This window comes from Bosea sp. OAE506 (assembly GCF_040546595.1).
Taxonomy (GTDB): Bacteria; Pseudomonadota; Alphaproteobacteria; order Rhizobiales; family Beijerinckiaceae; genus Allobosea.
In genome coordinates this window covers 4,470,878-4,492,411 of record NZ_JBEPOB010000001.1, presented here as the reverse complement: position 1 = coordinate 4,492,411, position 21,534 = coordinate 4,470,878, and the positions used below count along the sequence as shown (strand labels likewise).

General features: G+C 68.1%; 24 protein-coding genes. 4 read left to right on the top strand and 20 right to left on the bottom strand.

Annotated features, from left to right (window positions below):
* The first annotated feature begins 128 nt into the window (after window positions 1-128).
* From ABIE41_RS21865 to ABIE41_RS21855, 3 genes are all read left to right on the top strand, one after another.
* Window positions 129-464 carry an Hpt domain-containing protein gene (locus ABIE41_RS21865; protein ID WP_192642330.1) on the top strand — a complete coding sequence of 112 codons (336 nt, stop codon included), beginning with the start codon at window positions 129-131 and terminating at the stop codon, window positions 462-464.
* 109 nt (window positions 465-573) lie between these two features.
* Window positions 574-894: a 2Fe-2S iron-sulfur cluster-binding protein gene (locus tag ABIE41_RS21860; protein WP_192642329.1), complete on the top strand. Its 321-nt coding sequence runs from the start codon at window positions 574-576 to the stop codon at window positions 892-894.
* 201 nt (window positions 895-1,095) lie between these two features.
* Window positions 1,096-1,518, top strand: coding sequence for a universal stress protein (locus ABIE41_RS21855; RefSeq protein WP_192642328.1), 423 nt, complete (start codon window positions 1,096-1,098; stop codon window positions 1,516-1,518).
* A 7-nt stretch (window positions 1,519-1,525) separates the two neighbouring features.
* Here the strand turns inward: ABIE41_RS21855 and ABIE41_RS21850 are convergent, their stop codons facing one another.
* The 4 genes from ABIE41_RS21850 to ABIE41_RS21835 form a co-directional block, all read right to left on the bottom strand.
* The gene (locus ABIE41_RS21850; protein ID WP_192642327.1) at window positions 1,526-2,125 is read right to left on the bottom strand and encodes a hypothetical protein; all 600 of its coding nucleotides are present in this window, start codon (window positions 2,123-2,125) and stop codon (window positions 1,526-1,528) included.
* Between the two features lie 64 nt (window positions 2,126-2,189).
* Window positions 2,190-3,365 (bottom strand): vWA domain-containing protein, encoded by a 1,176-nt coding sequence (locus ABIE41_RS21845; protein WP_192642326.1) that lies wholly within the window; start codon window positions 3,363-3,365, stop codon window positions 2,190-2,192.
* 89 nt (window positions 3,366-3,454) lie between these two features.
* A complete protein-coding gene (locus tag ABIE41_RS21840) occupies window positions 3,455-3,727 on the bottom strand; it encodes an HU family DNA-binding protein (protein ID WP_069057048.1) in 273 nt (90 codons plus the stop codon).
* Window positions 3,727-3,933 carry a hypothetical protein gene (locus ABIE41_RS21835; protein WP_192642325.1) on the bottom strand — a complete coding sequence of 69 codons (207 nt, stop codon included), beginning with the start codon at window positions 3,931-3,933 and terminating at the stop codon, window positions 3,727-3,729. The genes ABIE41_RS21840 and ABIE41_RS21835 overlap by 1 nt, the downstream gene beginning before the upstream one ends.
* A gap of 65 nt (window positions 3,934-3,998) precedes the next feature.
* Between ABIE41_RS21835 and ABIE41_RS21830 the strand changes: the two genes are divergently transcribed.
* A complete protein-coding gene (locus ABIE41_RS21830; RefSeq protein WP_192642324.1) occupies window positions 3,999-5,243 on the top strand; it encodes a flavin-dependent oxidoreductase in 1,245 nt (414 codons plus the stop codon).
* Window positions 5,244-5,247: 4 nt separating this feature from the next.
* Here the strand turns inward: ABIE41_RS21830 and ABIE41_RS21825 are convergent, their stop codons facing one another.
* From ABIE41_RS21825 to xdhA, 16 genes are all read right to left on the bottom strand, one after another.
* Window positions 5,248-5,607, bottom strand: a complete 360-nt coding sequence (locus ABIE41_RS21825) for a PilZ domain-containing protein (protein ID WP_192642323.1) — start codon at window positions 5,605-5,607, stop codon at window positions 5,248-5,250.
* A 180-nt stretch (window positions 5,608-5,787) separates the two neighbouring features.
* Window positions 5,788-6,156: a PilZ domain-containing protein gene (locus ABIE41_RS21820; RefSeq protein WP_192642322.1), complete on the bottom strand. Its 369-nt coding sequence runs from the start codon at window positions 6,154-6,156 to the stop codon at window positions 5,788-5,790.
* Window positions 6,157-6,292: 136 nt separating this feature from the next.
* Window positions 6,293-6,619 carry a PilZ domain-containing protein gene (locus ABIE41_RS21815; protein WP_192642321.1) on the bottom strand — a complete coding sequence of 109 codons (327 nt, stop codon included), beginning with the start codon at window positions 6,617-6,619 and terminating at the stop codon, window positions 6,293-6,295.
* A gap of 116 nt (window positions 6,620-6,735) precedes the next feature.
* Window positions 6,736-7,194, bottom strand: a complete 459-nt coding sequence (locus ABIE41_RS21810; RefSeq protein ID WP_192642320.1) for a cupin domain-containing protein — start codon at window positions 7,192-7,194, stop codon at window positions 6,736-6,738.
* A gap of 18 nt (window positions 7,195-7,212) precedes the next feature.
* Window positions 7,213-7,911: an ABC transporter ATP-binding protein gene (locus ABIE41_RS21805; protein ID WP_192642319.1), complete on the bottom strand. Its 699-nt coding sequence runs from the start codon at window positions 7,909-7,911 to the stop codon at window positions 7,213-7,215.
* Between the two features lies 1 nt (window position 7,912).
* Window positions 7,913-8,662: an ABC transporter ATP-binding protein gene (locus tag ABIE41_RS21800; protein ID WP_192642318.1), complete on the bottom strand. Its 750-nt coding sequence runs from the start codon at window positions 8,660-8,662 to the stop codon at window positions 7,913-7,915.
* Window positions 8,655-9,656, bottom strand: coding sequence for a branched-chain amino acid ABC transporter permease (locus ABIE41_RS21795; protein ID WP_192642317.1), 1,002 nt, complete (start codon window positions 9,654-9,656; stop codon window positions 8,655-8,657). The genes ABIE41_RS21800 and ABIE41_RS21795 overlap by 8 nt, the downstream gene beginning before the upstream one ends.
* A complete protein-coding gene (locus ABIE41_RS21790) occupies window positions 9,653-10,579 on the bottom strand; it encodes a branched-chain amino acid ABC transporter permease (RefSeq protein WP_192642316.1) in 927 nt (308 codons plus the stop codon). Before ABIE41_RS21790 ends, ABIE41_RS21795 begins: the two co-directional genes overlap by 4 nt.
* A gap of 95 nt (window positions 10,580-10,674) precedes the next feature.
* Window positions 10,675-11,844, bottom strand: a complete 1,170-nt coding sequence (locus ABIE41_RS21785) for an ABC transporter substrate-binding protein (RefSeq protein ID WP_192642315.1) — start codon at window positions 11,842-11,844, stop codon at window positions 10,675-10,677.
* Window positions 11,845-12,094: 250 nt separating this feature from the next.
* Complete coding sequence (locus ABIE41_RS21780; RefSeq protein WP_192642314.1) at window positions 12,095-13,177, bottom strand: BMP family ABC transporter substrate-binding protein; 1,083 nt, start codon at window positions 13,175-13,177, stop codon at window positions 12,095-12,097.
* A 29-nt stretch (window positions 13,178-13,206) separates the two neighbouring features.
* Entirely contained in the window at window positions 13,207-14,130 is a 924-nt protein-coding gene (locus tag ABIE41_RS21775; protein WP_192642313.1) for an ABC transporter permease, read from the bottom strand.
* 103 nt (window positions 14,131-14,233) lie between these two features.
* Window positions 14,234-15,298, bottom strand: coding sequence for an ABC transporter permease (locus ABIE41_RS21770; RefSeq protein WP_192642312.1), 1,065 nt, complete (start codon window positions 15,296-15,298; stop codon window positions 14,234-14,236).
* On the bottom strand, window positions 15,291-16,850 hold the full coding sequence (locus tag ABIE41_RS21765) for an ABC transporter ATP-binding protein (RefSeq protein WP_192642311.1): 1,560 nt from the start codon (window positions 16,848-16,850) through the stop codon (window positions 15,291-15,293). The genes ABIE41_RS21770 and ABIE41_RS21765 overlap by 8 nt, the downstream gene beginning before the upstream one ends.
* Window positions 16,834-17,688: a xanthine dehydrogenase accessory protein XdhC gene (gene xdhC, locus ABIE41_RS21760; RefSeq protein ID WP_192642310.1), complete on the bottom strand. Its 855-nt coding sequence runs from the start codon at window positions 17,686-17,688 to the stop codon at window positions 16,834-16,836. Before xdhC ends, ABIE41_RS21765 begins: the two co-directional genes overlap by 17 nt.
* Window positions 17,685-20,039, bottom strand: a complete 2,355-nt coding sequence (gene xdhB / locus ABIE41_RS21755; protein ID WP_192642309.1) for a xanthine dehydrogenase molybdopterin binding subunit — start codon at window positions 20,037-20,039, stop codon at window positions 17,685-17,687. Before xdhB ends, xdhC begins: the two co-directional genes overlap by 4 nt.
* Window positions 20,032-21,507, bottom strand: a complete 1,476-nt coding sequence (xdhA, locus tag ABIE41_RS21750; protein WP_192642308.1) for a xanthine dehydrogenase small subunit — start codon at window positions 21,505-21,507, stop codon at window positions 20,032-20,034. The genes xdhB and xdhA overlap by 8 nt, the downstream gene beginning before the upstream one ends.
* Window positions 21,508-21,534: the final 27 nt, after the last annotated feature.

Below are 21,534 nucleotides of genomic sequence, written 5' to 3'. Positions count from 1 at the left end.
GCCTTGGGAACCCGCTTAGGGCGCCGATTCACAAACGTCGTTAACGCCTCATTCACCATGAAGGCGCTTGTTGGAAGGGGCGGGCACGCGCCGGTTGCCCCCGCCAGACCATTATTTCAGGGCCCAAAATGCCTCAGACCGCCATCGATCTCGACCATCTCTCCCGCCAGACCGGCGGCGACCAGGATCTCGAACGCGAGCTTCTCGCACTCTTCGCCCAGCAATGCGTGCGGCATCTGCGCGCCATCCACCAGGCCGAGGACCGGAGTGTCCGTCTCGACGCCGCCCACACGCTGAAGGGCGCCGCCCGCGCCATCGGCGCCTGGCAGGTCGCCGACGCGGCCGACGCCATCGAGCAGCGCCTCGCCGAGGCCGATCCGCGCCTCGAACTGGCGATGGACACGCTGGCCCTGGCCGCTGCCGAGGCGCGCGCCGTCATCGCCCGCTACGACAGCGCAGCCTGACGCAGCCGCGCCGGACCGATCCGCCGCAGCCCTTGCGACGGAAAGGGCTTTCCCCGATGCTTTGAAATGCTCTAAGGCGTGCGCGTCCCTTCGCATGCTGGAGTTCGAGATGCCGCAGGTCACCTTCATCGACACGCATGGCGAAAGCCGCACGGTCGAGGGCGAAGCCGGGGCCACGGTGATGGAAGTCGCCATCCGCAACGGCGTGCCCGGTATCGAGGCGGAATGCGGCGGCGCCTGCGCCTGCGCGACCTGCCATGTCTATGTTGACGACGCCTGGGCGGCGAAGACCGGCAGCCCAGAGCCGATGGAAGAGGACATGCTCGACTTCGCCTTCGAGGTGAAGCCGACCTCGCGTCTCTCCTGCCAGATCAAGCTGCGCGACGATCTTAACGGTCTCGTCGTGCGGACGCCGGCGCGCCAGGGCTGAGCAGCCCACCGTTGCACGCCCGCGGCTGCGCACTGGCCGCAAGCTGAAACCGTCTTGTTGCTGCCGCGCGCCTGGCGCAGCCTGGACAGCGCCGTACCCTCGTGATCGCCCGGTGGCCTTCGCCGGCCGGGTTTGCGCTGGATCATCGCCGCCCGGATGTGATCTCGTAATGTGCGGCCCACAGCAACGAGGAGCCGCGTGATGTACAAGTCGATTCTGGTCCCCGTCGATATCGCCGAGCCGGAACTGGCCGAGCCCGCCATCGCGGCTGCTGTCGGTCTCGCCAAGGGGGCAGGTGCGGCCGTGCGGCTGGTCTATGTCCGCTCGCTCGTGCCGATCACCTATATGGAATTCGTGCCGGCCGGTTTCGACGCCGAGCAGCAGGAGGATGCCGAGGCCAAGCTGGCGGCCATCGCCGCCAAGATCGAGCTGCCCGAGGCGCAGGTCTCGGCCAAGGTCCTGATCGGCTCGGTCCATGGCGAGGTTCTGGCCGAGGCGGAAGCCAGCGGCGCCGACCTCATCGTGATCGGCTCGCATGAGCCCGGGATGCTCGCCTACGTCATCGGCTCCAACGCCTCGGCGATCGTGCGGCGGGCCAAATGCTCGGTGCTGGTCGTCCGCTGACCGGGCCTCAGCCCGCCCGACCGGGCACGAGGTCGTCCGGCACTTCGCCGGTTGCGAGGTTGCGCGGCCGGTTGAGCACGACCATCGGCTTCACCTGCCAATAGGAGGCCGCCGCTAGCAGCAGTCCGAGCAGGGCCGTCGAATACTGACCCTGGAGCAGGCCGCGGCCGGTGAAGAAGGCCAGCATCAGCAGCGAAAGCCCGCTAACGAGGGCCAGCGCCACCCAGAGCGGCTGCGGCTTGCCGGCGACGAAACGCGCCCGCGGGCTGGCTTGCGCGATGGCCGCCGCCAGCGCGCTGACGAAGGCGTGATAGCCGGCATCATCGCGCTCCATATCGGTCAGCGAGCGCCAGGACAGGTTGCCGAAGGTGATGCTCTTGCCGTCGCTCAGCCGCAACTGCGTCTTGAAGCCTTTCGAGCTGATATTGCTCGGCGCATAGGTGAAGCGGACCTGCTCGACCGCCGAGAGGCGGACGCGATCGACCTTGCGCGTCGAATCGACCACCAGCGTGTCGCCCTCGAGCCGATAGGCGATCTCGAAGCCGACCGGGCGCGGTCGCTGGCGCCAGGATGGAGCAAGGGTGTCGTCGTCTGATATCGGCGTCATGGCGCGAGCCATAGCGGCTTGCAGGCGGCTTGTCAGGGCCGGCGTGTCACATGAGCTGCCGGCCTCAGCGTGCCAGCACCTTCATCGCCCCGTCGAGCCCGTCCAGCGTCAGCGGGAACATGCGCCCGCCCATCAGCGCGCCGATCTGCCGGATCGACTGGGTGTAGCTCCACAGATGCTGCTGCACCGGGTTGAGCCAGACCGACTTGGGAAAGCGCCCGGTGAGCCGCTCCATCCAGACCGCCCCCGCCTCCTCGTTCCAGTGCTCGACCGAGCCGCCGGGCATCGCGATCTCGTAGGGGCTCATCGAGGCGTCGCCGACGAAGACGGCGCGGTAATCGGCCGGATAGGTCCGCAGAAGCTCGAAGGTCGGGATCGTCTGGTCATGCCGGCGCCGGTTCTCGCGCCAGACCCGCTCATAGGGACAGTTGTGGAAGTAGAAATGCTCGAAATGCTTGAACTCGGCCCGCGCCGCCGAGAACAGCTCCTCGGCCAGCTCGATATGCCAGTCCATCGAGCCGCCGACATCGAGGAACAGCAGGACCTTGACGGCATTGCGCCGCTCGGGCCGCAGCTTGACGTCGAGATAGCCGTGGCGGGCGGTTTCGCTGATCGTCGAGTCGAGGTCGAGTTCCTCGGCCGCACCTGTGCGGGCGAATTTGCGTAAGCGACGCAGCGCGATGCGCAGATTGCGCACACCGAGTTCGCGCGTGTCGTCGAAGTCCTTGAAGTCGCGCTTGTCCCAGACCTTCACCGCCCGGAAATTGCGGTTGCCGTCCTGGCCGATGCGGACGCCCTCGGGGCTATAGCCATAGGCGCCATAAGGGGAGGTGCCGGCGGTGCCGATCCATTTCGAGCCGCCCTGATGGCGGCCCTTCTGTTCGGCGAGGCGCTGCTTCAGCGTCTCGAACAGCTTGTCCCAGCCGAGCGCCTCGATCTGGGCCTTCTCGGCGTCGGTGAGGTATTTCTCGGCCAGCTTGCGCAGCCATTCGTCGGGGATGGCCTGCTCCTCGACCGCCTGGCCCAGCGTCTCCAGCCCCTTGAAGACCTCACCGAAAACCCGGTCGAACCGATCGAGATGACGCTCGTCCTTGACCAGGCAACAGCGTGCGAGATGATAGAAATCCTCGACGCGGTGTTCCCCCAGGTCGGCCTCGACGCCTTCCAGCAGCGCGAGATACTCCCGCAGCGTGACGGGGACCTTGGCGGCCCGCAGATCGGTGAAGAGGCGCAGGAACATGGCGCTACTCTGGCGCCGGCGGCGTCGCCGTCAAGCGCGGACTCGCCGCACCTCCCGCCTGGAGCGGGAAGCACGGCAGAGCCGGCCGCTCACGCCACGGCGTCGGCGAGGTCCTTGGTGACCTTGAACTTCACGACGGTCTTGGCAGGAACCTTGATGGTGGCGCCGGTCGAGGGATTGCGGGCCTCGCGGGCCTCGCGCTTGGCGGCCGAGAACTTGCCGACGCCGCCGAGCGTGATGTCGTCGCCCGCCTTCAGGGTCTTCGCCACGACGGTGCCGAGCGAGGCCAGGATGGCAGAGACGTCGGTCTTCGACTTGCCGGTCTCGTCCGCGATCGCGGCGATGAGTTCATTCTTGGTCATCAGATCCTCCTTCGGAGTGGTGTCACGTCACGCGGCGCGTCGATACGGATCGAATCGAAGCGCGCGATGGCCACGAGACGCGCGGTGCGATTGCGGCAGTTGCCATGGTCGACGTCGAAAGGCGATGCCCGCAGCGCAAGATACGCACAGGAATCGCGTTCGTTCCGCGAGGGAAGGTCGGCCTGCAACCGCTGGGCGTCGTTCACGGACGCGATTGACAAGCCGAAGGCTGATATTTCAAGCTTGAAATAATACGGCCCGGGGGATCGGCATGAAGGTCATCATCGTCGGAGGCGGCATCGGCGGTCTCACGCTCGCACTCATGCTGCACGCGCGCGGCATCAGTGCCACCGTCTACGAGCAGGCGAGTGAAATCCGCGAGGTCGGCGTCGGCATCAACACGCTGCCTCATGCGATCCGGGAACTGGCCGAGCTCGGCCTGCTGCCCGCTCTGGACGCCGTCGCGATCCGCACCCGCGAGCTCGTCTACATGAACCGCTTCGGCCAGAGCGTCTGGCGCGAGCCGCGCGGCCTTCACGCCGGCGCGCCGGTCCCGCAATTCTCGATCCATCGTGGCCGGCTGCAGAGCGTGATCCGCGATGCCGTGGTGGCGCGGCTGGGCGAGGGCGCGGTGAGGACCGGCCGGCGGCTCCAGGGCTTCGTGCAGGACGAGGGCGGCGTGACCGCCCATTTCGTCGATGCCCGGCGCGGCGAGGCCGGCGAGACGGCGCGAGGCGACATTCTGGTCGCGGCCGACGGCATCCATTCGGCGGTGCGCGCGCACTACTTCCCGAACCAGGGCGCGCCGCGCTGGAACGGCGTGCAGATGTGGCGCGGCGCCTGCGACTGGCCTGTCTTCCTCGACGGGGAGAGCATGATCGTCGCCGGCGGCATGGCCGGAAAGCTCGTGCTCTATCCGATCGCGAAGGGCGCGACGCCGCAAACGCGGTTGACCAACTGGGTCGTCAACATCCGCACCGGTGATCCCGCCAAGCCGCCGCCGAAGGAGGCCTGGTCCAAGCCCGGGCGGCTCGAGGACGTGCTGCCCTTCGCACGCCGCTTCACTGTACCCGGCGTCGACATTCTTGCGCTGATCCAGGCCACGCCGGGCTTCTGGGACTATCCGATGTGCGACCGGGATCCGCTCCCGCGCTGGACTCATGGCCGCGTCACCCTGCTCGGCGATGCCGCCCATCCGATGTACCCGGTCGGCTCGAACGGGGCCTCCCAGGCAATCCTCGACGCCCGCTGCCTTGCCGACAGGCTGGTGAATTCCGAGCATCCGCGCCACGCACTCGCAGCCTATGAGGCGCAGCGCCTGCCGGCGACGGCCGAGATCGTGGCACTGAACCGCAAGGGCGGCCCGGAGCGCGTCATCGACGCTGTCGAGCAGCTGGCACCGAACGGCTTCGACGATGTCGAGCGCGTGCTGAGCTATGCCAAGCGCGAGGCGATCGTGAAATCCTATGCCGGTACGGCGGGCTTCTCGCAGGAGCAGCTCGCTCGGCGGGCATGAAGCCTCAGCCGGCCTCGGTCAGCTGCTGGATGCGGCTCTTGAGCCGGGCGTTGTCCTGCTCGCAATGCTTCAGGCGTCGGGCCATGTCGAGCGGGACGATCTCGCCCGCGGGCGGTGCCTCGAAGGTCACGCCGACCCGCTCGCCGTCGCGCCAGCGGATCCGCGCCACATAGGAGCGCTGGTGGCGCGTGATGTCGAGATCGAAGGCGTTCGGCAGCGCGATCGAGTCGGAGATCACCAGCAGGGCGCCGTCCTCCGAGACATTCCGCACGAGGCAATCCAGTGTAGAGCTCTTCTGATTGAAACTGACGCGGCCGCCGAGCAGAGATCGCAGGCGCTGTTTCTTTCTTCTTTCGACGAACATAATATTCATTTCCCTAAGGTCATGTTCATTACTGAGATAAACAGTAACAGCGATCCGGGAATGAGGCCGACTTAACCTTCCGTTAACGTTAACGGGCCCGACGAGACCGCGATGGCGCCTTGACGCTTGATCGGCGATGGCGAGAAGAGGGGCTCGGGAACGGCGCTCAGCCGACGTCGCTCAGCCGGCCTCGGTCAGCTGTTCGATGCGACTTTTCATGCGGGCATTGTCCCGCTCGGCCATGCGCAGGCGCATCGCAACATCGGTCTCCGATGCAGCAACCCCCTCCGCGAGGTCTTCGGCCTCGAAGGACACGCCGATGCGCGTGCCGGTGCGCCAGCGCACATGGGCGTGGTAGCAGCGCTGGCGCTGGGTGATTTCCAGCTCGAAATCGGCGGGCAGGAGAACCGTATCGGGCACCACAATGAGGGCACCGCCGTCGGAGATGTTGCGAACGACGCAGTCCAGGGTCGTGCGCTTCTGGTTGTAGCGCGCTCGCGCTCCCAGAAGAGAGCGCAACCGCGGTGTCTGCCGCCGCTCCGTCGTCATGGCTCGCTTCCGGCCGTCTTCAGCGGGCGGCCCCATGCCGCTCCACCAAAACCATGCCAGAGTCCGCGCTGCGCTGCAGCAACCGGTTCGGTCAATGTTTAACGATCGGTCGCCCGGATGCGCGAAAGAGAGGGGTTCAGCCCGTGTTGCCGCGGCCCGCACGCCGGGCCCGGACCTCGGCCAGCGAGACGACAGGCGAGGGGGTGGATTCCTCGGGCGTCAGGAAGGCGACGCCGACATCGTCGCCGCGCCGCCAGCATTGGCGGACCCGACGGCTGTCGCCGTTCGGGACGTCGAGCGCGAAGGTGTCCGGAAGCTCGATCCAGTCCGCCATCCGGATCATCGCGCCGGTCTGCGACCGATTGCGCACGGTGCAGGCGAAGACGGATTGCTCGCCGTTGAACACCAGCCGGGCCGGCTGGTACATGCGGCTGCGCGTCTCGAGGCGGCGATTGGCGATCATCGGCAGGCTCCCGCGAGCGATGCCTCCGAGAGGGCCGGAGGCGGCGTGCGCGCGAGACTGCCGCAGACCGGCCGCGGCCGCAGCCTTTACCTCGGCTTAACCTTACCCTGCCGGCGTCAGGCGCCGTCGGGCGGCGGCGGCAGGAAATCGACCTCGTGCTTGGCCGACAGCGCCACGACATCGGCCGGATTCTGCTCCGCCATCGAGTGGATGCCCCAGAACAGGTCGTAGAGGCGCCCCGTCGGCGCCACCCAGAACAGGCACTTCACCGGCGCATCGCTCTTGTTGAACAGGCCATGCGGGACATTGCGCGGCAGCCGGATCAGGTCGCCCGGCAGGGCATGGCTTTCGGCCCCGTCGAGGACGAGGTCGAGCCGTCCCTCGAGCATGTAGATGAACTCGTCCTGCGTGGTGTGGATATGCGGCGGCACGAAGGTGCCGGGCGGGAAGGTGGCGTGCCAGGAGAAGGAGTCCTCGCTGAGCGACTTCGGTACATAGGTCTGGCCGAGGATATTCCAGGAGATCGCATCGAGCCCCTCATTGGCCCGGGTGACGCCGGCGGTCAGTGGCTTCATGGCAGATGTCCTCGCTCGTCAGAAATGCAGGAAGCGGTCCTTGACCGCGCTGTCGCTGCGCAGATCGTCGCTGCTGCCGCGCCAGACGACGCGGCCCTTCTCCAGCACGACATGGCGGTCGGCGATCTTCGCCAGCGCGTCGACGTTCTTGTCGATCACCAGGATCGACTCGCCCTCGGCCTTCAGCGCCGAAAGGCAGGACCAGATCTCCTGCCGGATGATCGGCGCCAGCCCCTCCGTCGCCTCGTCCAGGATGATCAGGCGCGGATTCGTCATCAGCGCCCGCCCGATCGCCAGCATCTGCTGCTCGCCGCCCGAGAGCTGGTTGCCGCGATTGGCGCGGCGCTCCTTCAGGCGCGGAAAGAAGGCGTAGATCCGCTCGATGTCCCAGCGGGCCTTGCCGAAGCGGCTGGCGGCCGTGGCGATCAGGTTTTCCTCGACCGAGAGCGTCGGGAAGATCATGCGCCCCTCGGGCACGAGGCCGATGCCCGCCTGGGCGATCCGGAAGGCGGGCGCGCCCGTGAGATCCCGTCCCGCGACGCTGACCCGGCCGGCCTTGGGCGGGATCAGCCCCATGATCGCGCGGATCGTCGTGGTCTTGCCCATGCCGTTGCGGCCGAGCAGCGTCACCACCTCGCCTTCGCCGATCGAAAGATCGACACCGAACAGGATCTGCGCCTCGCCATAGCCGGCATCGAGCCCCTCGACGACGAGCATCCTACCCCTCCTCGCCGAGATAGGCTTCGCGCACCGCCGGGTCGGCCCGCACCGTGGCGGGATCGCCCGAGGCGATCACGCGGCCATAGACCAGCACGCTGACGCTGTCGGCGAGCGCAAACACCGCCTCCATGTCGTGCTCGACCAGCAGCATGGCGTAACGGCCTTTCAGGCTCGCCAGCAGCGAAATCAGCCGCTCGCCCTCCTCGCGGCCGACGCCCGCGAGCGGCTCGTCCAGCAGGATCGCGGCCGGCTCCAGCGTCAGAGCCATCGCGATCTCGAGCGCGCGCTTCTCGCCATGCGACAGCCGCCCGGCCAGGACATGGGCACGCTCGGTGAGGCCGACGGCCTCGACCGCCGCCCAGGCGGGTGCATTCAGGGCCTCGTCCCGGGCCGCGTTGCGGAACAACGCCAGCGGATGCGCGGCGCGCGCCTGGACGCCGAGTGCGACGTTCTCCAGCACCGAGAGAGACGGGATCGTCGAGGTGATCTGGAAGGTGCGGGCGAGGCCAGCCTGGGCACGACGTTCCGGCGAGAAGCCGGTGATGTCCTGCCCACGGAAGCGGATGCTGCCGGTGTCGGGCCGCAGCATGCCGGAGATCTGGTGGACGAGCGTGGTCTTGCCCGCGCCGTTGGGGCCGATCAGGGCATGAAGTTCGCCCGGCGCGACGGACAGGCTGACACCGTCCGTGACCTTCAGCGCTCCGAACGCCTTCTGGATCCCCGAGAGGACGAGCACGGGCTCAGTCATCGCGCCCGGCCCCGAGCTTGCGCATCAGACCGACCAGCCCGCCGCGCGTGAACAGCACGAAGAGCACGATCATCGGCCCGAAGATGACTTTCCAGTGCTCGGTCCAGCCGGCGAGGATGTCCTCGGCGAAGAGAAACGCGAGGGCACCGATGATGGCGCCGTGCAGCGAGCCGACACCGCCCAGCACGACCATGAAGATCAGTTCGCCCGATCGCGGCCAGGACATGAAGGCCGGGCTGACGAACTCCGTCTGGTTGGCGAGCAGGAAGCCGGACAGGCCCGCGATCAGCCCGCTGATCACATAGGCAGCGAGGCGCACCTGCGAGACCTGGAATCCGGTGACGGAAACCCGCGTGGCGTTTTCCCGGGCGGCGCGCAGAACACGGCCGAAGCGCGAGGCGACGATGACGCGCACGACGAGGTAGCAGGCGAGCAGCACGCCGAGCACGACATAGAAGAAGCCGGTGCGGTTCCCGAAGGCGTTGAACCCCAGCACCGTGCTGCGCTGGTAGAGCGTCAGCCCGTCGTCGCCGCCATAGGCCGACAGCGCCTGCGCCAGGAAATAGACCATCTGGCCGAAGGCGAGAGTGATCATGATGAAGGTGACGCCGCGCGTCCGCAGCGAGACATAGCCGGTCACCAGCCCGAAGAGGCCGCAGGCGGCCAGCACCACAGGCAGGATCAGCAGCGTCTCCGCGAGACCTTCCGTGATCATGATGCCGGTCGCATAGGCGCCGATTCCGACGAAGGCGGCATGGCCGAATGAGACCAGCCCGCCAACGCCGAGGATGAGGTCGAGCGAGAGCGCCGCGATGGCGAAGATCATCGCCCGCGTCACCAGCGTCAGCCAGTGCGAGGGCAGGCCAAGCGAGACCGCGAGCGGCAGCAGCGCTAGCAGCCCGAAGAGCAGGATCGGCACCAGCGGGACGCGCCGGGCGGGCAGGGTCGCTGCAGGCCCGGTCGCGGCGGGCAGGGTCGTGACGGCCTCGCTCATGCCCGGCCCTTCGAGGGCAGGAGCCCCTCGGGCCGCACGAACAGCACGATCGCCATGACGAGGTAGATCAGCATCGAGGACAGGGCCGCGCCCGCCGCCCGCGCCGAAGGAGCGCTCATGAACAGCCGCAGCAGGTCGTTCATGAAGGAGCGCCCGAGCGTGTCGACAAGGCCGACGATCAGCGCCCCGACGAAGGCGCCGCGGATCGAGCCGATGCCGCCGACCACGATCACAACGAAGGCGAGGATCAGGATGTTGTCGCCCATGCCGGGCTCGACCGAAAGGATCGGGGCCGCCATCGCGCCGGCGAAGGCCGCCAGCATCGTCCCGAAGGCGAAGACGATCATGAAGAGCCTGTTGATGTCGACGCCGAGCGCCGAGACCATGGGGGCGTTCGAGGCGCCGGCCCGCAGCAGCATGCCGGTTCGCGTCTTCTCGACGACGAACCAGAGCAGCGCGCCGACGGCGAGGCCGGAACCGATCAGCGCGAAGCGGTAGGTCGGGTAGAGGATGCCGTCGAGCAGCGCGACATTGCCGGACAGGAAGGCGGGGACGGGCACCGAGAGAGGCGCGGCGCCCCAGAGCATCTTCACGCCCTGGTTCAGCAGCAGGATCAGCCCGAAGGTCGCCAGCACCTGGTCGAGATGGTCGCGGGCGTAAAGGTGTCGAAAGACCAGGAACTCCAGCGCCAGCCCGATCACCAGCGCGGCAGCGAGCGCCAGCACCAGCCCGAGCACGAAGCTGCCGGTGATGCCGACGAAGGTCACCGCGAGATAGGCGCCGAGCATGTACTGCACGCCATGCGCCAGGTTGATGAAGTCCATCACGCCGAAGACGAGCGTCAGCCCGGCGGCCACCAGGAACAGCAGGATGCCGAGCTGGAGGCCGTTCAGGATCTGGACGATGAGGAGGCCGGTGGTCATGTCATGTCGCCCGTCATGCTCGGGCTTGACCCGAGCATCTCAGGAAAGAGATTCTCGGGTCTGCGCTACGCTTCGCCCGAGAATGACGAAGAGGCTTACTTCAGCGCGCATTCCTTGGCGTGCGGGTCGGCATAGTCCGTGAACACCTTCGAGACGATCTCGGTCTGGAACTTGCCGTCGGCGCGCTTGGCGGCCTTGACCAGGTAGAAGTCCTGGATCGGGTAGCCATTGGTGTTGAACTTGAACTTGCCGCGCAGTGAGGTGAAGTCTGCCTTCTTGATCGCCGCGCGCAGCTTGTCCTTGTCGCCCGTGCCGCCGGCCGCCTTGACGGCCGAGTCGATCAGCATCGCCGCGTCATAGGCCTGCTGGGCGTAGGAGCCCGGCACGATCTTGTAGGCGGCCTCATAAGCGCTGACGAACGCCTTGGTCTGCGGGTTGTCCATGTTCGGGGCCCAGGTCATGCCGCCGAACAGGCCGACCGCCGCATCCTGCTGCGCAGGCAGCGTCGATTCATCGACCGTGAAGGCCGAGAGGAAGGGGATCTTGCCCTGCAGGCCGGCCTGCGACCACTGCTTGACGAAGTTGACCCCGAGCCCGCCCGGCAGGAAGGCGAAGACGACGTCTGGCTTGGTCGAGGCGATCTTGGCGAGGTCGGAGGCGAAGTCCATCGAGGTCAGCGGCGCATAGACCTCGTCGACGACCTCGCCCTTGAAGTAGCGCTTGAAGCCGGCGAGCGAGTCCTTACCGGCCTGATAGTTCGGCGCGATGATGTAGGCGCGCTTGTAGCCCTGGTCCTGCGCATATTTGCCCAGCACCTCGTGGACCTGGTCGTTCTGGTAGGAGGTGACGAAGAAGTTCTGGTGGCAGCCCTTGCCCGCCATGGTCGAGGGGCCGGCGTTGGGCGAGATCAGGAAGGCGCCCGAGTCCAGCACGGGCTTGGCGATCGCGCCGAGGATGTTGGAGAACACCGGGCCGACCACGAAGTCAGCCTTGGCGCTCTCGACATAGGCCTTGACCTTGCCGACGGCGACATCGGGCTTGAGTTCGTCGTCGATCACGGTGACCTGCACCGGCACACCGCCGAGCTTGCCGCCGTTCTGGTCGATCGCGAGCTGGAAGCCGTCGCGGACCTGCTGGCCGAGCGCCGCGGCCGGGCCGGTCAGCACGCTGACGACGCCGATCTTGAGCGGCTCCTGCGCCTGGGCGGAGGCGATGCCGAGCGCGAGCAGGCCGGCACCGAGCGAAAGCGTGAGCTTGAGTGTCATGTCGGATGTCCTCCCGGGACGAACGAGAAAGCCACAGTGCGACAGGGGTCCCCTCGACCTCCTTGATCGCGCGATGAAGGCATATTGTTTCAAGCTTAAAATATCTGCAAGGGGGCCTTGCATGGGAATTTGTGGGCCGTGTCGATCGAGCCTTGGTCTCTGGCGACGCTGAACGGAGGCCCGAGAATCGCTTCAGCCCGAGGAGCGCTGGTATCCGTCATGGTCGGACCCGACCATGACGGCCGCGTCCTCACGCCTGAACGCCGTCCACATACCAGTCCATCTTGGAGAGCAACTCGTCGCCGGCCTTCTCGCCGGCCTTGAGGCGCACGGTGCCCTTCTGGTCCTTGAGCTCCCCGGTGAAGGGATGGAGCGTGCCGGCGACGATGCCCTTCGTGACCTCGTCGGCGGCTGCGCGGGCGGCGGGCGTGACGGCGTCGTTATAGGGCGCGATCTTGACCATGCCGTCCTTGATGCCACCCCAGACGTCCCCGGTCTTCCAGCTGCCGTCCATCACCTCCTTGACGCGCTTGATGTAGTAGCCGGACCAGTCATCGACGATCGCGGTCAGATGCGCCTTGGGCGCGAAGGCCTTCATGTCCGAGGCCTGGCCGAAGGCGAAGACGCCGCGCTGCTCTGCCGCCTGAAGCGCGGCCGCAGAGTCGGTGTGCTGGGTGATCATATCGCAGCCCTGGTCGATCAGCGCCTTGGCGGCGTCGGCCTCCTTGGCCGGGTCGTACCAGGTCGAGGCCCAGATCACCTTGGTCCTGAAGTTCGGGTTCACCTTGCGCGCCGCGAGCGTGAAGGCGTTGATGCCCATGACGACCTCGGGAATCGGGAAGGAGGCGATGTAGCCGGCCTGGCCTGACTTCGACATGTGCCCGGCGATGGTGCCGATCACGGCGCGGCCCTCGTAGAAGCGGGCGTTGTAGGTCGCGACGTTGTCGGCGCGCTGATAGCCCGTGGCGTGCTCGAACTTCAGGTTCGGGAACTGTCTGGCGACCTGGATCGTCGGGTTCATGAAGCCGAATGAGGTCGTGAAGATGATCTGGTTGCCGGCCTGGGCGAGCTGCCGGATCGCGCGCGCCGCATCGGGGCCTTCGGCGACGTTCTCGATGAAGCTCGTCTTGATCTTGGCGCCGTACTCCTTCTCGAGCGCCAGCCGGCCCTGGTCATGCGTCCAGGTCCAGCCATGGTCGCCGACCGGGCCGACATAGATGAAGCCGACGCCGAGCGGCGCCTGGGCCCGGGCGCCGGCGCCGAGCAGGGGCAGGGCGGCGGCGCTGGCGCCGGCCCCGAAATTGAACCGGCGGCGGGTGATGATCGAGGTCATGGATGTGGTCTCCGGTGGCGGGGGCGGCGTCAGGACGCCGAGAAAGGCTTGCCGAGACAGGCCGGCGCGTTGAGCCGGCCGGATCTTCGGCCTAGCGACATCATGGTCAGAACCGCGATTGTCGCAAGGTAGGGCGTCATTGCCAGGAATTCCGGTGCGAGCCAGGTGATGCCCGCAGCCTTCGCCTGGAGCTCCAGCGTCATCACGGCGCCGAACAGATAGGCGCCCAGCAGCAGCCGGCCCGGCTTCCAGGCCGCGAAGACCACCAGCGCCAGTGCGATCCAGCCCCGCCCGGCGGTCAGCCGGTCGGCCCACATCGGCGTCAGCGCCAGCGAGAAATAGGCTCCCCCCAGACCCGCCAGCGCTCCGCCAAAGGCAATCGCGGCATAGCGGATCGCGATCACGGGGTAGCCGATCGCATGGGCCGAGGCGTCGTTCTCGCCGACGGCGCGCAGGATCAGACCCGGCCGCGTCCGCCGCAGGAACAGGCTGACGCCGAGTACGAGCGCGAGCGAGAGATAGACCACGATGTCGTGGCCGAAGACCGCGCGCAGCAAGGGGTGCTCCGAGAGCGCCGCGGGAAACACCGGCCCGAGCCGCGTGATGGTGCGGCCGACGAAGCCTGCGCCGATCAGCGAGGAGGCGCCGATGCCGAAGATCGTCAGCGCCAGCCCGGTCGCCACCTGGTTGGCGGTGAGCGAGAGCGTCAGCACGGCGAACACCATCGCGGTCGCCACACCCGCCGCCATCGCCGCGACGAGCCCCAGCATCGTGCTGCCCGTGCTGAAGGCGACCGCGAAGCCCGCCACCGCCCCGCACAGCATCATGCCCTCGACGCCGAGATTGAGGACGCCGGCCTTTTCCGTGACGAGTTCCCCCAACGCCGCCAGCAGGATCGGCGTCGAGGCCGCGACGAGCGTCATCAGGATCGAGACGAGGATGGCGGTGGTCATCGCGCCCCCTCCGTCATTCTCGGGCGGAGCGCAGCGCAGACCCGAGAATCTCCGGGGAGAGATGCTCGGGTCGAGCCCGAGCATGACGTGCTGGTTGGAGCCCTCATGCCGCCCGCACCTTCCAGCCGATGCGGTATTTCACCAGCACGTCCGTCGCCAGCAACACGAAGAGCAGCAGCGCCTGGAACATGCCCGTCGCCGCCTGCGGCAGGCGGACCGTCGTTTGGGCGATCTCGCCGCCGACATAGGTCGCCGCCAGCACCACGCCGCCGAACACGATGCCGAGTGGGTTCAGTCGGCCGAGGAAGGCGACGATGATCGCTGTGAAGCCGTAGCCGGTCGGGAATTGCGGGGTCAGCTGGCCGAAGGGGCCGGCCGCCTCGAACAGCCCGGCAAGCCCGGCGAGCCCGCCGCCCGCCAGCAGCGTCGCCCAGGTCACGCGGTCGGCGCTGAAGCCGCCGTGGCGGGCAGCGGCAGGCGCCAGGCCCACCACCTTCACCGCATAGCCGGCGGTCGTCTTTTCCATCAGCAGCCACGCGACAAGCGCGATCAGCAATGCCGCCGGGATGCCGATATGGACGAGCGAGCCCGGCATGATCGCTGGAAGGGTCTGGTCGGCACCGAACATCCGGGTCTGGGGGAAGTTGAAGCCGTCCGGATCCTTCCAGGGCCCGCGTACGAGATAATTGAGGCCCTGCACCGCGACATAGGTCAGCATCAGGCTGGTCAGGATCTCGCTGACCTGCAGCCGCACGCGCAGGAAGGCGGGCACGGCCGCCCAGGCCATCCCGCCGAGCACGCCGGCAAACGCCATGGCCGGCAAGATCCACCAGCCGGTCATGCCATGCGTCGCCAGGGCCACGCCGGTGCCGGCGATCGCCCCCATGACGTATTGCCCCTCGGCGCCGATGTTCCAGACATTAGCGCGGAAGCCGATGGCGAGCCCGAGCGCGATCATCACCAGAGGCGCCGCCTTGACGCCGAGATCGGGCCAGCGCTGCGGCTCCACGAACGGCGTCACGAAGATGCTCTCGACGGCGTGGAAGCCGTCATAGCCCATTGCCGTGAAGACGATCATGCCGAGCAGCATCGTCAGCCCGATCGCGATCAGGGGGCTGAGCCAGAGCATCAGCGTGCTCGGCTCGCGGCGGCGGCGCCATTCAAGCATGGGCCGGCTCTCCGGGCTGTGAGGAGACCCCGTGGACCCCGCCCATCATCAGGCCGATCTCGTCGACGCCGAGGCTGGCGACCGCGCGCGGGGCCGACAGCCGGCCCTCATTGATGACGCAGAGCCGGTCGGCGAGCTCGAGCAGTTCATCGAGATCCTGCGAGATGACCACCACCGCCGAGCCCTTCTCCGCGAGGTCGACCAGTTCCTGCCGGATCGCCGCTGCCGCTCCCGCATCGACCCCCCAGGTCGGCTGGCAGACGATGAGCACGCCCGGCGTCTGGCCGATCTCGCGACCCATGATGAACTTCTGGAGATTGCCGCCCGAGAGCGAGCGGGCGAGCGCCGCGGTTCCTGTGGTGCGGACGTCGAAGCGCTTGATGACGGAATCGGCGAAGCGCTTGACGTCTCCCGTACTGATCAGCCCGAGAGGCGTCAGCGGCAGGCGGTGGCGCGCGGTCAGGATGGCATTGTCGGCGAGCGAGAAATCGGGGACCGCGGCATGGCCGTTGCGCTCTTCCGGCACGCAGCAGAGCCCGAGCGCCCGGCGCGCGCCCGCATCCAGCCGCCCCACCGGCTTGCCGTCGAGCGCGATGGCATCGGCCGTGTTCGCCGGCCGCTCGCCGGACAAGGCGGTCAAAAGCTCGGACTGGCCATTGCCGGCGACGCCGGCGATGCCAAGGATCTCGCCGGCCCGTGCCTCGAAGGCGACTGCACGCAGATCGGTGCCGAAGGGAGGCTCGCCCGGCAGTGTCAGCCCCGACACCGACAGCCGCACCGGCCCCGCGCCGGCGCTTCCGCCATGCTCGATCTGGCGTAGCTCGGCGCCGATCATCAGCTCGGCCATGCGCTTCGTGCTCTCGACGCGCGGGTCGCAGGTCGCAACGACCCGGCCAGCCCGCAGGATCGTGGCGGCCTCGCACAGCGCCTTGATCTCGTGGAGCTTGTGCGAAATGTAGAGGATCGCGCAGCCCTGAGAGGCGATCTGGCGCAGCGTGGCGAAGAGCTTGTCCACCTCCTGTGGCGTCAGCACCGAGGTCGGCTCGTCCATGATCAGCAGCTTCGGGTTCTGCAGCAGGCAGCGCACGATCTCGATGCGCTGCCGCTCGCCGACCGACAGCGTATGGACCTCGCGCTCGGGGTCGAGCGGCAGCGAGTAGCTTTCGAGGATGGCCGCGACGCGGCCCTTCAGCTCGTCGCTGTCGCAGGCCTCGTCGAGACCGAGCGCGATGTTCTCGATCACCGTCATCGCGTCGAACAGCGAGAAGTGCTGGAAGACCATGCCGATACCCAGCCGCCGCGCGGCCTTGGGCGAGGGGATCGAGACCGGCGCGCCGTCCCAGGCGATGGTGCCGCTGTCGGCCTGCTGCACGCCATAGATGATCTTGACCAGCGTCGACTTGCCGGCGCCGTTTTCGCCGAGCAAAGCGTGGATCTCGCCCGGGCGGACGCTGAGGCTGATGTCCTCGTTCGCCTTCACACCGGGAAAGCTCTTGGAGATGCCCGACAGGGCGAGCCGGGGGCGAACCGTCTGGTCAGGCGGTTGCGTCATGGCCGGCCCGTTCCTCCGCTCCGGCTCCTCGGGAAGCCTGTTGTTTCCGAAGCAAACTCCGCACCAGTTCGGCGGCCGTCAAGGCCGCGATCACCTCCGGCCGCTTGTCGTCCACATCGCCGCCGCCGATCGGGCAGCTGAGGCGCGACAGCGCGTCGTGCCGGCCGCCGGCGCGCAGGAAGCCGGCCTCGAACCGCGCCCGCTTGGTCGCCGAGCCGATCATGCCGACATAGGCCGCATCGCCCCGCTGCAGTGCGGCTTCCGTCAGCCGGTAGTCGAGCGCGTGGCTGTGGGTGAGCACGACATGGGCCGCACGGGGCGGCGCCGTGGCGACGGCCGCGACCGGATCGGCCATGCGGATGCAGGTCACCGCCGCCGGAAGCCCGTCCATGACGGCGTCGCGATCGTCGATCAGCGTCACCCGGAGGGGGAGAGGGGCCAGCGCCTCGACCAGGGCCCGCCCGGTATGCCCGGCGCCGAACACAAGCACGGCCGGGCGCGTTTCGGCCTCGGCTCGCTCCCGCGCCACCTGCATCGCGAGATCAGTCGATGTCGCGCGCCGGAGCGAAACCTCCACCCGCCCGCCACAGCACTGGCCCATCTGGGGGCCGAGCGGAATGTCGAGGCTGCGTTCGCGCTCGCCGTTCGCGAGCATCTCGCGCGCCATGTCGAGGCAGTGGAATTCGAGCTGCCCGCCGCCAATCGTCCCGGCCGCGCCGGTTTCGCTCGCCACCATCGTCGCGCCGGCCTCGCGCGGGGTCGAGCCCGCGGCATGGGTGAGGGTGACGAGGATGGCGCCATCCGCGAGGTGGCGGGCGAGGAAGGCGGCCACGCTCATCGACCCGCTTCCGCCCGAACCCGCTCCACCGCCGCCAGCACGCGCTCGGGCGTGGCGGGCGCATCGAGCCGCGGACAGACCCGGTGGCCGCCGACGCTCGCCACCGCATCCGACAGCGCATGCAGCACGCTGATGGCCAGCATCAGCGGCGGCTCGCCGACCGCCTTGGAGCGGTGGATCGTCGCCTCGCGATTGGGGGCGTTCTCCAGCAGTGCGACGTTGAAGAGGCGCGGCCGATCGGAGGCGACCGGGATCTTGTAGGTCGAGGGCGCATGCGTCTTCAGCACGCCCTTGGCATCCCAGACCAGTTCCTCGGTCGTCAGCCAGCCCATGCCCTGGATGAAGCCGCCCTCGATCTGGCCCTTGTCGATGGCGGGGTTCAACGACGTCCCGCAATCATGCAGGATGTCGACGCGCTCGACCTTGTATTCGCCCGTCAGTGTATCGACCGCGACCTCGGCCGCTGCCGCGCCATAGGCGAAGTAATAGAAGGGCTGGCCGCGCCCGGCCTTGCGGTCCCAATGGATCTTCGGCGTCGCATAGAAGCCCGTGGCCGAGAGCTGGACGCGCGCCATATAGGCCGCCTTGACCAGATCGGCGAAAGCGATCTCGCGGGCGCCCACCTGCACCAAGCCCGGCCGGAAGACGATTGCCTCCGGGCTTTCCTGCCAGTGCCGGGCGGCGAATTCGGTCAGCCGCGCCTTGATCGTCTCGCAGGCATCGAGCGCCGCCATGCCGTTGAGATCGGAGCCCGAAGAGGCTGCGGTGGCCGAGGTGTTGGGCACCTTGCCGGTCGTCGTCGCGGTGATCTTGACCTGGTCGAGGCCGATGCCGAAGGCGTGGCCCACCACCTGCGCCACCTTGACGTACAGCCCCTGGCCCATCTCGGTGCCGCCATGGTTCAGCATCACCGAACCGTCGGTATAGACATGCACCAGGGCGCCCGCCTGATTGTACCAGGTCGCCGTAAAGGAGATGCCGAACTTGACCGGCGTCAGCGCGATGCCGCGCTTCACGATCGGGCTTTTGGCATTGGCCTCCCGGATCGCCGCCTGCCTCGCGCGATAGTCGCAGGAGCGCTCCAGCCGCTCGATCACCTCGCCTGCGATGTTGTCGGTCACGGTCTGGTGGTAGGGCGTCAGATCGCGGCCGGGCCCGTCGCCGGGCGTGCCGCCATAGAGGTTGCGCCGGCGCACCTCCAGCGGATCGAGTCCGGTCGCGAAGGCGACCTCCTCGATGAAGCGCTCGGCCCCGACCATGCCCTGCGGTCCGCCGAAGCCACGGAAGGCCGTGTTCGACACGGTGTTCGTCAAAAGCGGTTCGGAGCGGGCGCGCACCGCCGGGTAGAAATAGCAATTGTCCATGTGGAACAACGCCCGGTCCGTCACTGGCCCCGACAGATCCGCGTTCCAGCCGCAGCGCGCCGCATAAACCGCGTCGACGGCATGGATGCAGCCTTGATCGTCGAAGCCGATCTCGTAATCGACGACGAAATCGTGCCGCTTGCCGGTGACGATAATGTCGTCGTCGCGGTCGGGCCGCAGCTTCACCGGCCGCTTCAGCTTGCGCGCGGCGAGCGCGGCGACGCAGGCGAAGAGATTGGACTGGGTCTCCTTGCCGCCGAACCCGCCGCCCATGCGCCGCACCTCGACGGTGACGGCATGAGAAGCGACGCCCAGCACCTGCGCCACCATGTGCTGCACCTCGCTGGGATGCTGCGTCGAGGAGAAGACCTGCATGTCCTCCTCCTCGCCGGGAATGGCGAGCGCGATCTGGCTTTCGAGATAGAAATGATCCTGGCCGCCGATGGTCATCGAGCCCTTGAGCCGGCGCGGGCTTTCCGCCAGCGCGGCCGCGACATTGCCGCGCTCGAGTTTGAGCGGGTCGGTCACCAGCGTGCCGCCCGCCGCGCGGGCCGCCGCCACATCGAGAACGGGCGGGACTTCCTCATAGACTGCCAGCGCCAGCGCCGCCGCCTCCCGCGCCGCCTGGCGCGTTTGCGCGACCACGGCGAAGAGCGGCTGGCCGTGATGCAGGATCGTCTGCGTCGCGAAGACCGGCTCGTCATGGCGATGCGTCGAGGAGATGTCGTTGGCGCCGGGAATATCGGCCGCCGTCAGCACCGCGACCACGCCGGGCGCCGCCAGCACGGGCGCGAGATCGAGCGACACCAGCCGCCCATGGGCGATGCGGCTGAGACCAAGATAGGCGTGCAGCAGCCCCTCCGGTGCAGCGATGTCGTCGATGTAGACGGCTTCGCCCGCGACATGGCGGGCAGCGGAATCGTGGATGCGCGGCGCTCCGACCACCGCGGAGGCTTCCTTGTCGAGCCGGCGACGCGCATCAGCCATGGGCAGCCTCCGCGAGTTGGCCGGCCACGCGTGTCTCGATATCGGGCTGCGTCGTCTCGATCAGGAACCGCCGCAGCAGGTTCCCCGCAACCGTCAGCCGGTAGCCGGCCGAGGCCCTCATGTCGCTGAGCGGCGTGAAATCGCGGGCCAGCGCGGCGATGGCCGCATTCACGGCCGCCTCGTCCCAGTTCCGGCCGGTCAGCGCGGTCTCCGCGGCGGCGGCGCGTTTGGGCGTGCCCGCCATCCCGCCATAGGCCAGACGGGCTTCCGCGATGCGGCCGGCGGAATCGCGCCGCAGCAGGAAGGCGCCGCAGACGGCGGAGATGTCCTCGTCGAAGCGCTTGGAGACCTTCGAGACATGGATGAGCGCATCGGAGCCCGGCCTGGGCACGATCACCGCCTCGACGAACTCGCCCTCGCGCCGGTCCTGCTTGCGGTAGTCGAGAAAGAAGTCTTCCAGCGGGATGTCGCGGCGTGTCACTCCGTCCGGCGTCGCCTTCGCCAGCACCAGCCTCGCCCCCAGCGCAATCAGCGCGGGCGGCAGGTCGCCGATTGGCGAGCCATTGGCGATGTTGCCGCTGATCGTGCCGGCATTGCGGACCTGTTCGCCGCCGAAGCGGCGCATCAGCTCGTCGAGTTGCGGCGAGAGCGACGCCAGCACCGGGCGAGCCTCCGCATGGGTCGCCATCGCGCCGAAGACGAGGTGATCGCCCCGATCCGCGATCTCCCGCAGTGCCATGATGCGCCCGAGGAAGATGACGGGGTCGAGCCGCCGCATGCCCTTCGTCACCCAGAGCCCGACATCGGTCGCACCCGCGACCAGCGTCGCCTGCGGATGGGCGGCCACCAGATCCGCCAGCCCCGCGACGGTGGCCGGCGCGAAGAAGCGCCCGTGGGGTCCGGAGAGGGCGAGCGTGTCGTCGTCTTCGAGATCATGCAGCCTCGCGGTGACCGCCTCGCGGTCCGGCCTGTCGCCGCCGCCGGACGACATGCGCTGCGCCGCCGCGATGATCGGTTCATAGCCGGTGCAGCGGCAGAGATTGCCCGCCAGCGCATCCTCGATACGCGAGACGGATGGCGCATCCTCGTTCAGCCAGAGTGCGAAGAGCGACATCACGATGCCCGGCGTGCAGAAGCCGCATTGCGAGCCGTGACAGTCGACCATCGCCTGCTGCACCGGATGCAGGCTGCCTTCCGGGCCTTTCAGATGCTCGACCGTCAGCACCTGGCAGCCGTCCAGCGTCGGCAGGAAGCGGATGCAGGCATTGATCGCCTCGTAGCGCAGCCGCCCGCGATCGAGCCGGCCGACGACGACGGTGCAGGCGCCGCAATCGCCCTCGGCGCAGCCTTCCTTGCTGCCGGTCAGGCGCCGTTCCAGCCGCAGCCAGTCCAGCAGCGTCAACGTCGGATCGCAGTTTGCGATCTCGATCAACTCGTCGCCGAGGAGGAAGCGGAGCGTGTCACGCATGACTCTGCACCGGCTGCGTGTGCCACG

Bases quoted from the DNA above. Each gene is read 5' to 3' on its own strand.
- ABIE41_RS21795 (WP_192642317.1), bottom strand. From the start codon at position 9,656: ATGAGCGAGGCCGTCACGACCCTGCCCGCCGCGACCGGGCCTGCAGCG.
- xdhA (WP_192642308.1), bottom strand. From the start codon at position 21,507: ATGCGTGACACGCTCCGCTTCCTCCTCGGCGACGAGTTGATCGAGATC.
- ABIE41_RS21820 (WP_192642322.1), bottom strand. From the start codon at position 6,156: ATGACGACGGAGCGGCGGCAGACACCGCGGTTGCGCTCTCTTCTGGGA.
- ABIE41_RS21830 (WP_192642324.1), top strand. From the start codon at position 3,999: ATGAAGGTCATCATCGTCGGAGGCGGCATCGGCGGTCTCACGCTCGCA.
- ABIE41_RS21825 (WP_192642323.1), bottom strand. From the start codon at position 5,607: ATGTTCGTCGAAAGAAGAAAGAAACAGCGCCTGCGATCTCTGCTCGGC.
- ABIE41_RS21805 (WP_192642319.1), bottom strand. From the start codon at position 7,911: ATGCTCGTCGTCGAGGGGCTCGATGCCGGCTATGGCGAGGCGCAGATC.
- ABIE41_RS21790 (WP_192642316.1), bottom strand. From the start codon at position 10,579: ATGACCACCGGCCTCCTCATCGTCCAGATCCTGAACGGCCTCCAGCTC.
- ABIE41_RS21770 (WP_192642312.1), bottom strand. From the start codon at position 15,298: ATGCTTGAATGGCGCCGCCGCCGCGAGCCGAGCACGCTGATGCTCTGG.
- ABIE41_RS21785 (WP_192642315.1), bottom strand. From the start codon at position 11,844: ATGACACTCAAGCTCACGCTTTCGCTCGGTGCCGGCCTGCTCGCGCTC.
- ABIE41_RS21775 (WP_192642313.1), bottom strand. From the start codon at position 14,130: ATGACCACCGCCATCCTCGTCTCGATCCTGATGACGCTCGTCGCGGCC.
- ABIE41_RS21840 (WP_069057048.1), bottom strand. From the start codon at position 3,727: ATGACCAAGAATGAACTCATCGCCGCGATCGCGGACGAGACCGGCAAG.
- ABIE41_RS21845 (WP_192642326.1), bottom strand. From the start codon at position 3,365: ATGTTCCTGCGCCTCTTCACCGATCTGCGGGCCGCCAAGGTCCCCGTC.
- ABIE41_RS21865 (WP_192642330.1), top strand. From the start codon at position 129: ATGCCTCAGACCGCCATCGATCTCGACCATCTCTCCCGCCAGACCGGC.
- ABIE41_RS21780 (WP_192642314.1), bottom strand. From the start codon at position 13,177: ATGACCTCGATCATCACCCGCCGCCGGTTCAATTTCGGGGCCGGCGCC.
- xdhC (WP_192642310.1), bottom strand. From the start codon at position 17,688: ATGAGCGTGGCCGCCTTCCTCGCCCGCCACCTCGCGGATGGCGCCATC.
- ABIE41_RS21800 (WP_192642318.1), bottom strand. From the start codon at position 8,662: ATGACTGAGCCCGTGCTCGTCCTCTCGGGGATCCAGAAGGCGTTCGGA.
- ABIE41_RS21850 (WP_192642327.1), bottom strand. From the start codon at position 2,125: ATGACGCCGATATCAGACGACGACACCCTTGCTCCATCCTGGCGCCAG.
- ABIE41_RS21855 (WP_192642328.1), top strand. From the start codon at position 1,096: ATGTACAAGTCGATTCTGGTCCCCGTCGATATCGCCGAGCCGGAACTG.
- ABIE41_RS21810 (WP_192642320.1), bottom strand. From the start codon at position 7,194: ATGAAGCCACTGACCGCCGGCGTCACCCGGGCCAATGAGGGGCTCGAT.
- xdhB (WP_192642309.1), bottom strand. From the start codon at position 20,039: ATGGCTGATGCGCGTCGCCGGCTCGACAAGGAAGCCTCCGCGGTGGTC.
- ABIE41_RS21765 (WP_192642311.1), bottom strand. From the start codon at position 16,850: ATGACGCAACCGCCTGACCAGACGGTTCGCCCCCGGCTCGCCCTGTCG.
- ABIE41_RS21860 (WP_192642329.1), top strand. From the start codon at position 574: ATGCCGCAGGTCACCTTCATCGACACGCATGGCGAAAGCCGCACGGTC.
- ABIE41_RS21815 (WP_192642321.1), bottom strand. From the start codon at position 6,619: ATGATCGCCAATCGCCGCCTCGAGACGCGCAGCCGCATGTACCAGCCG.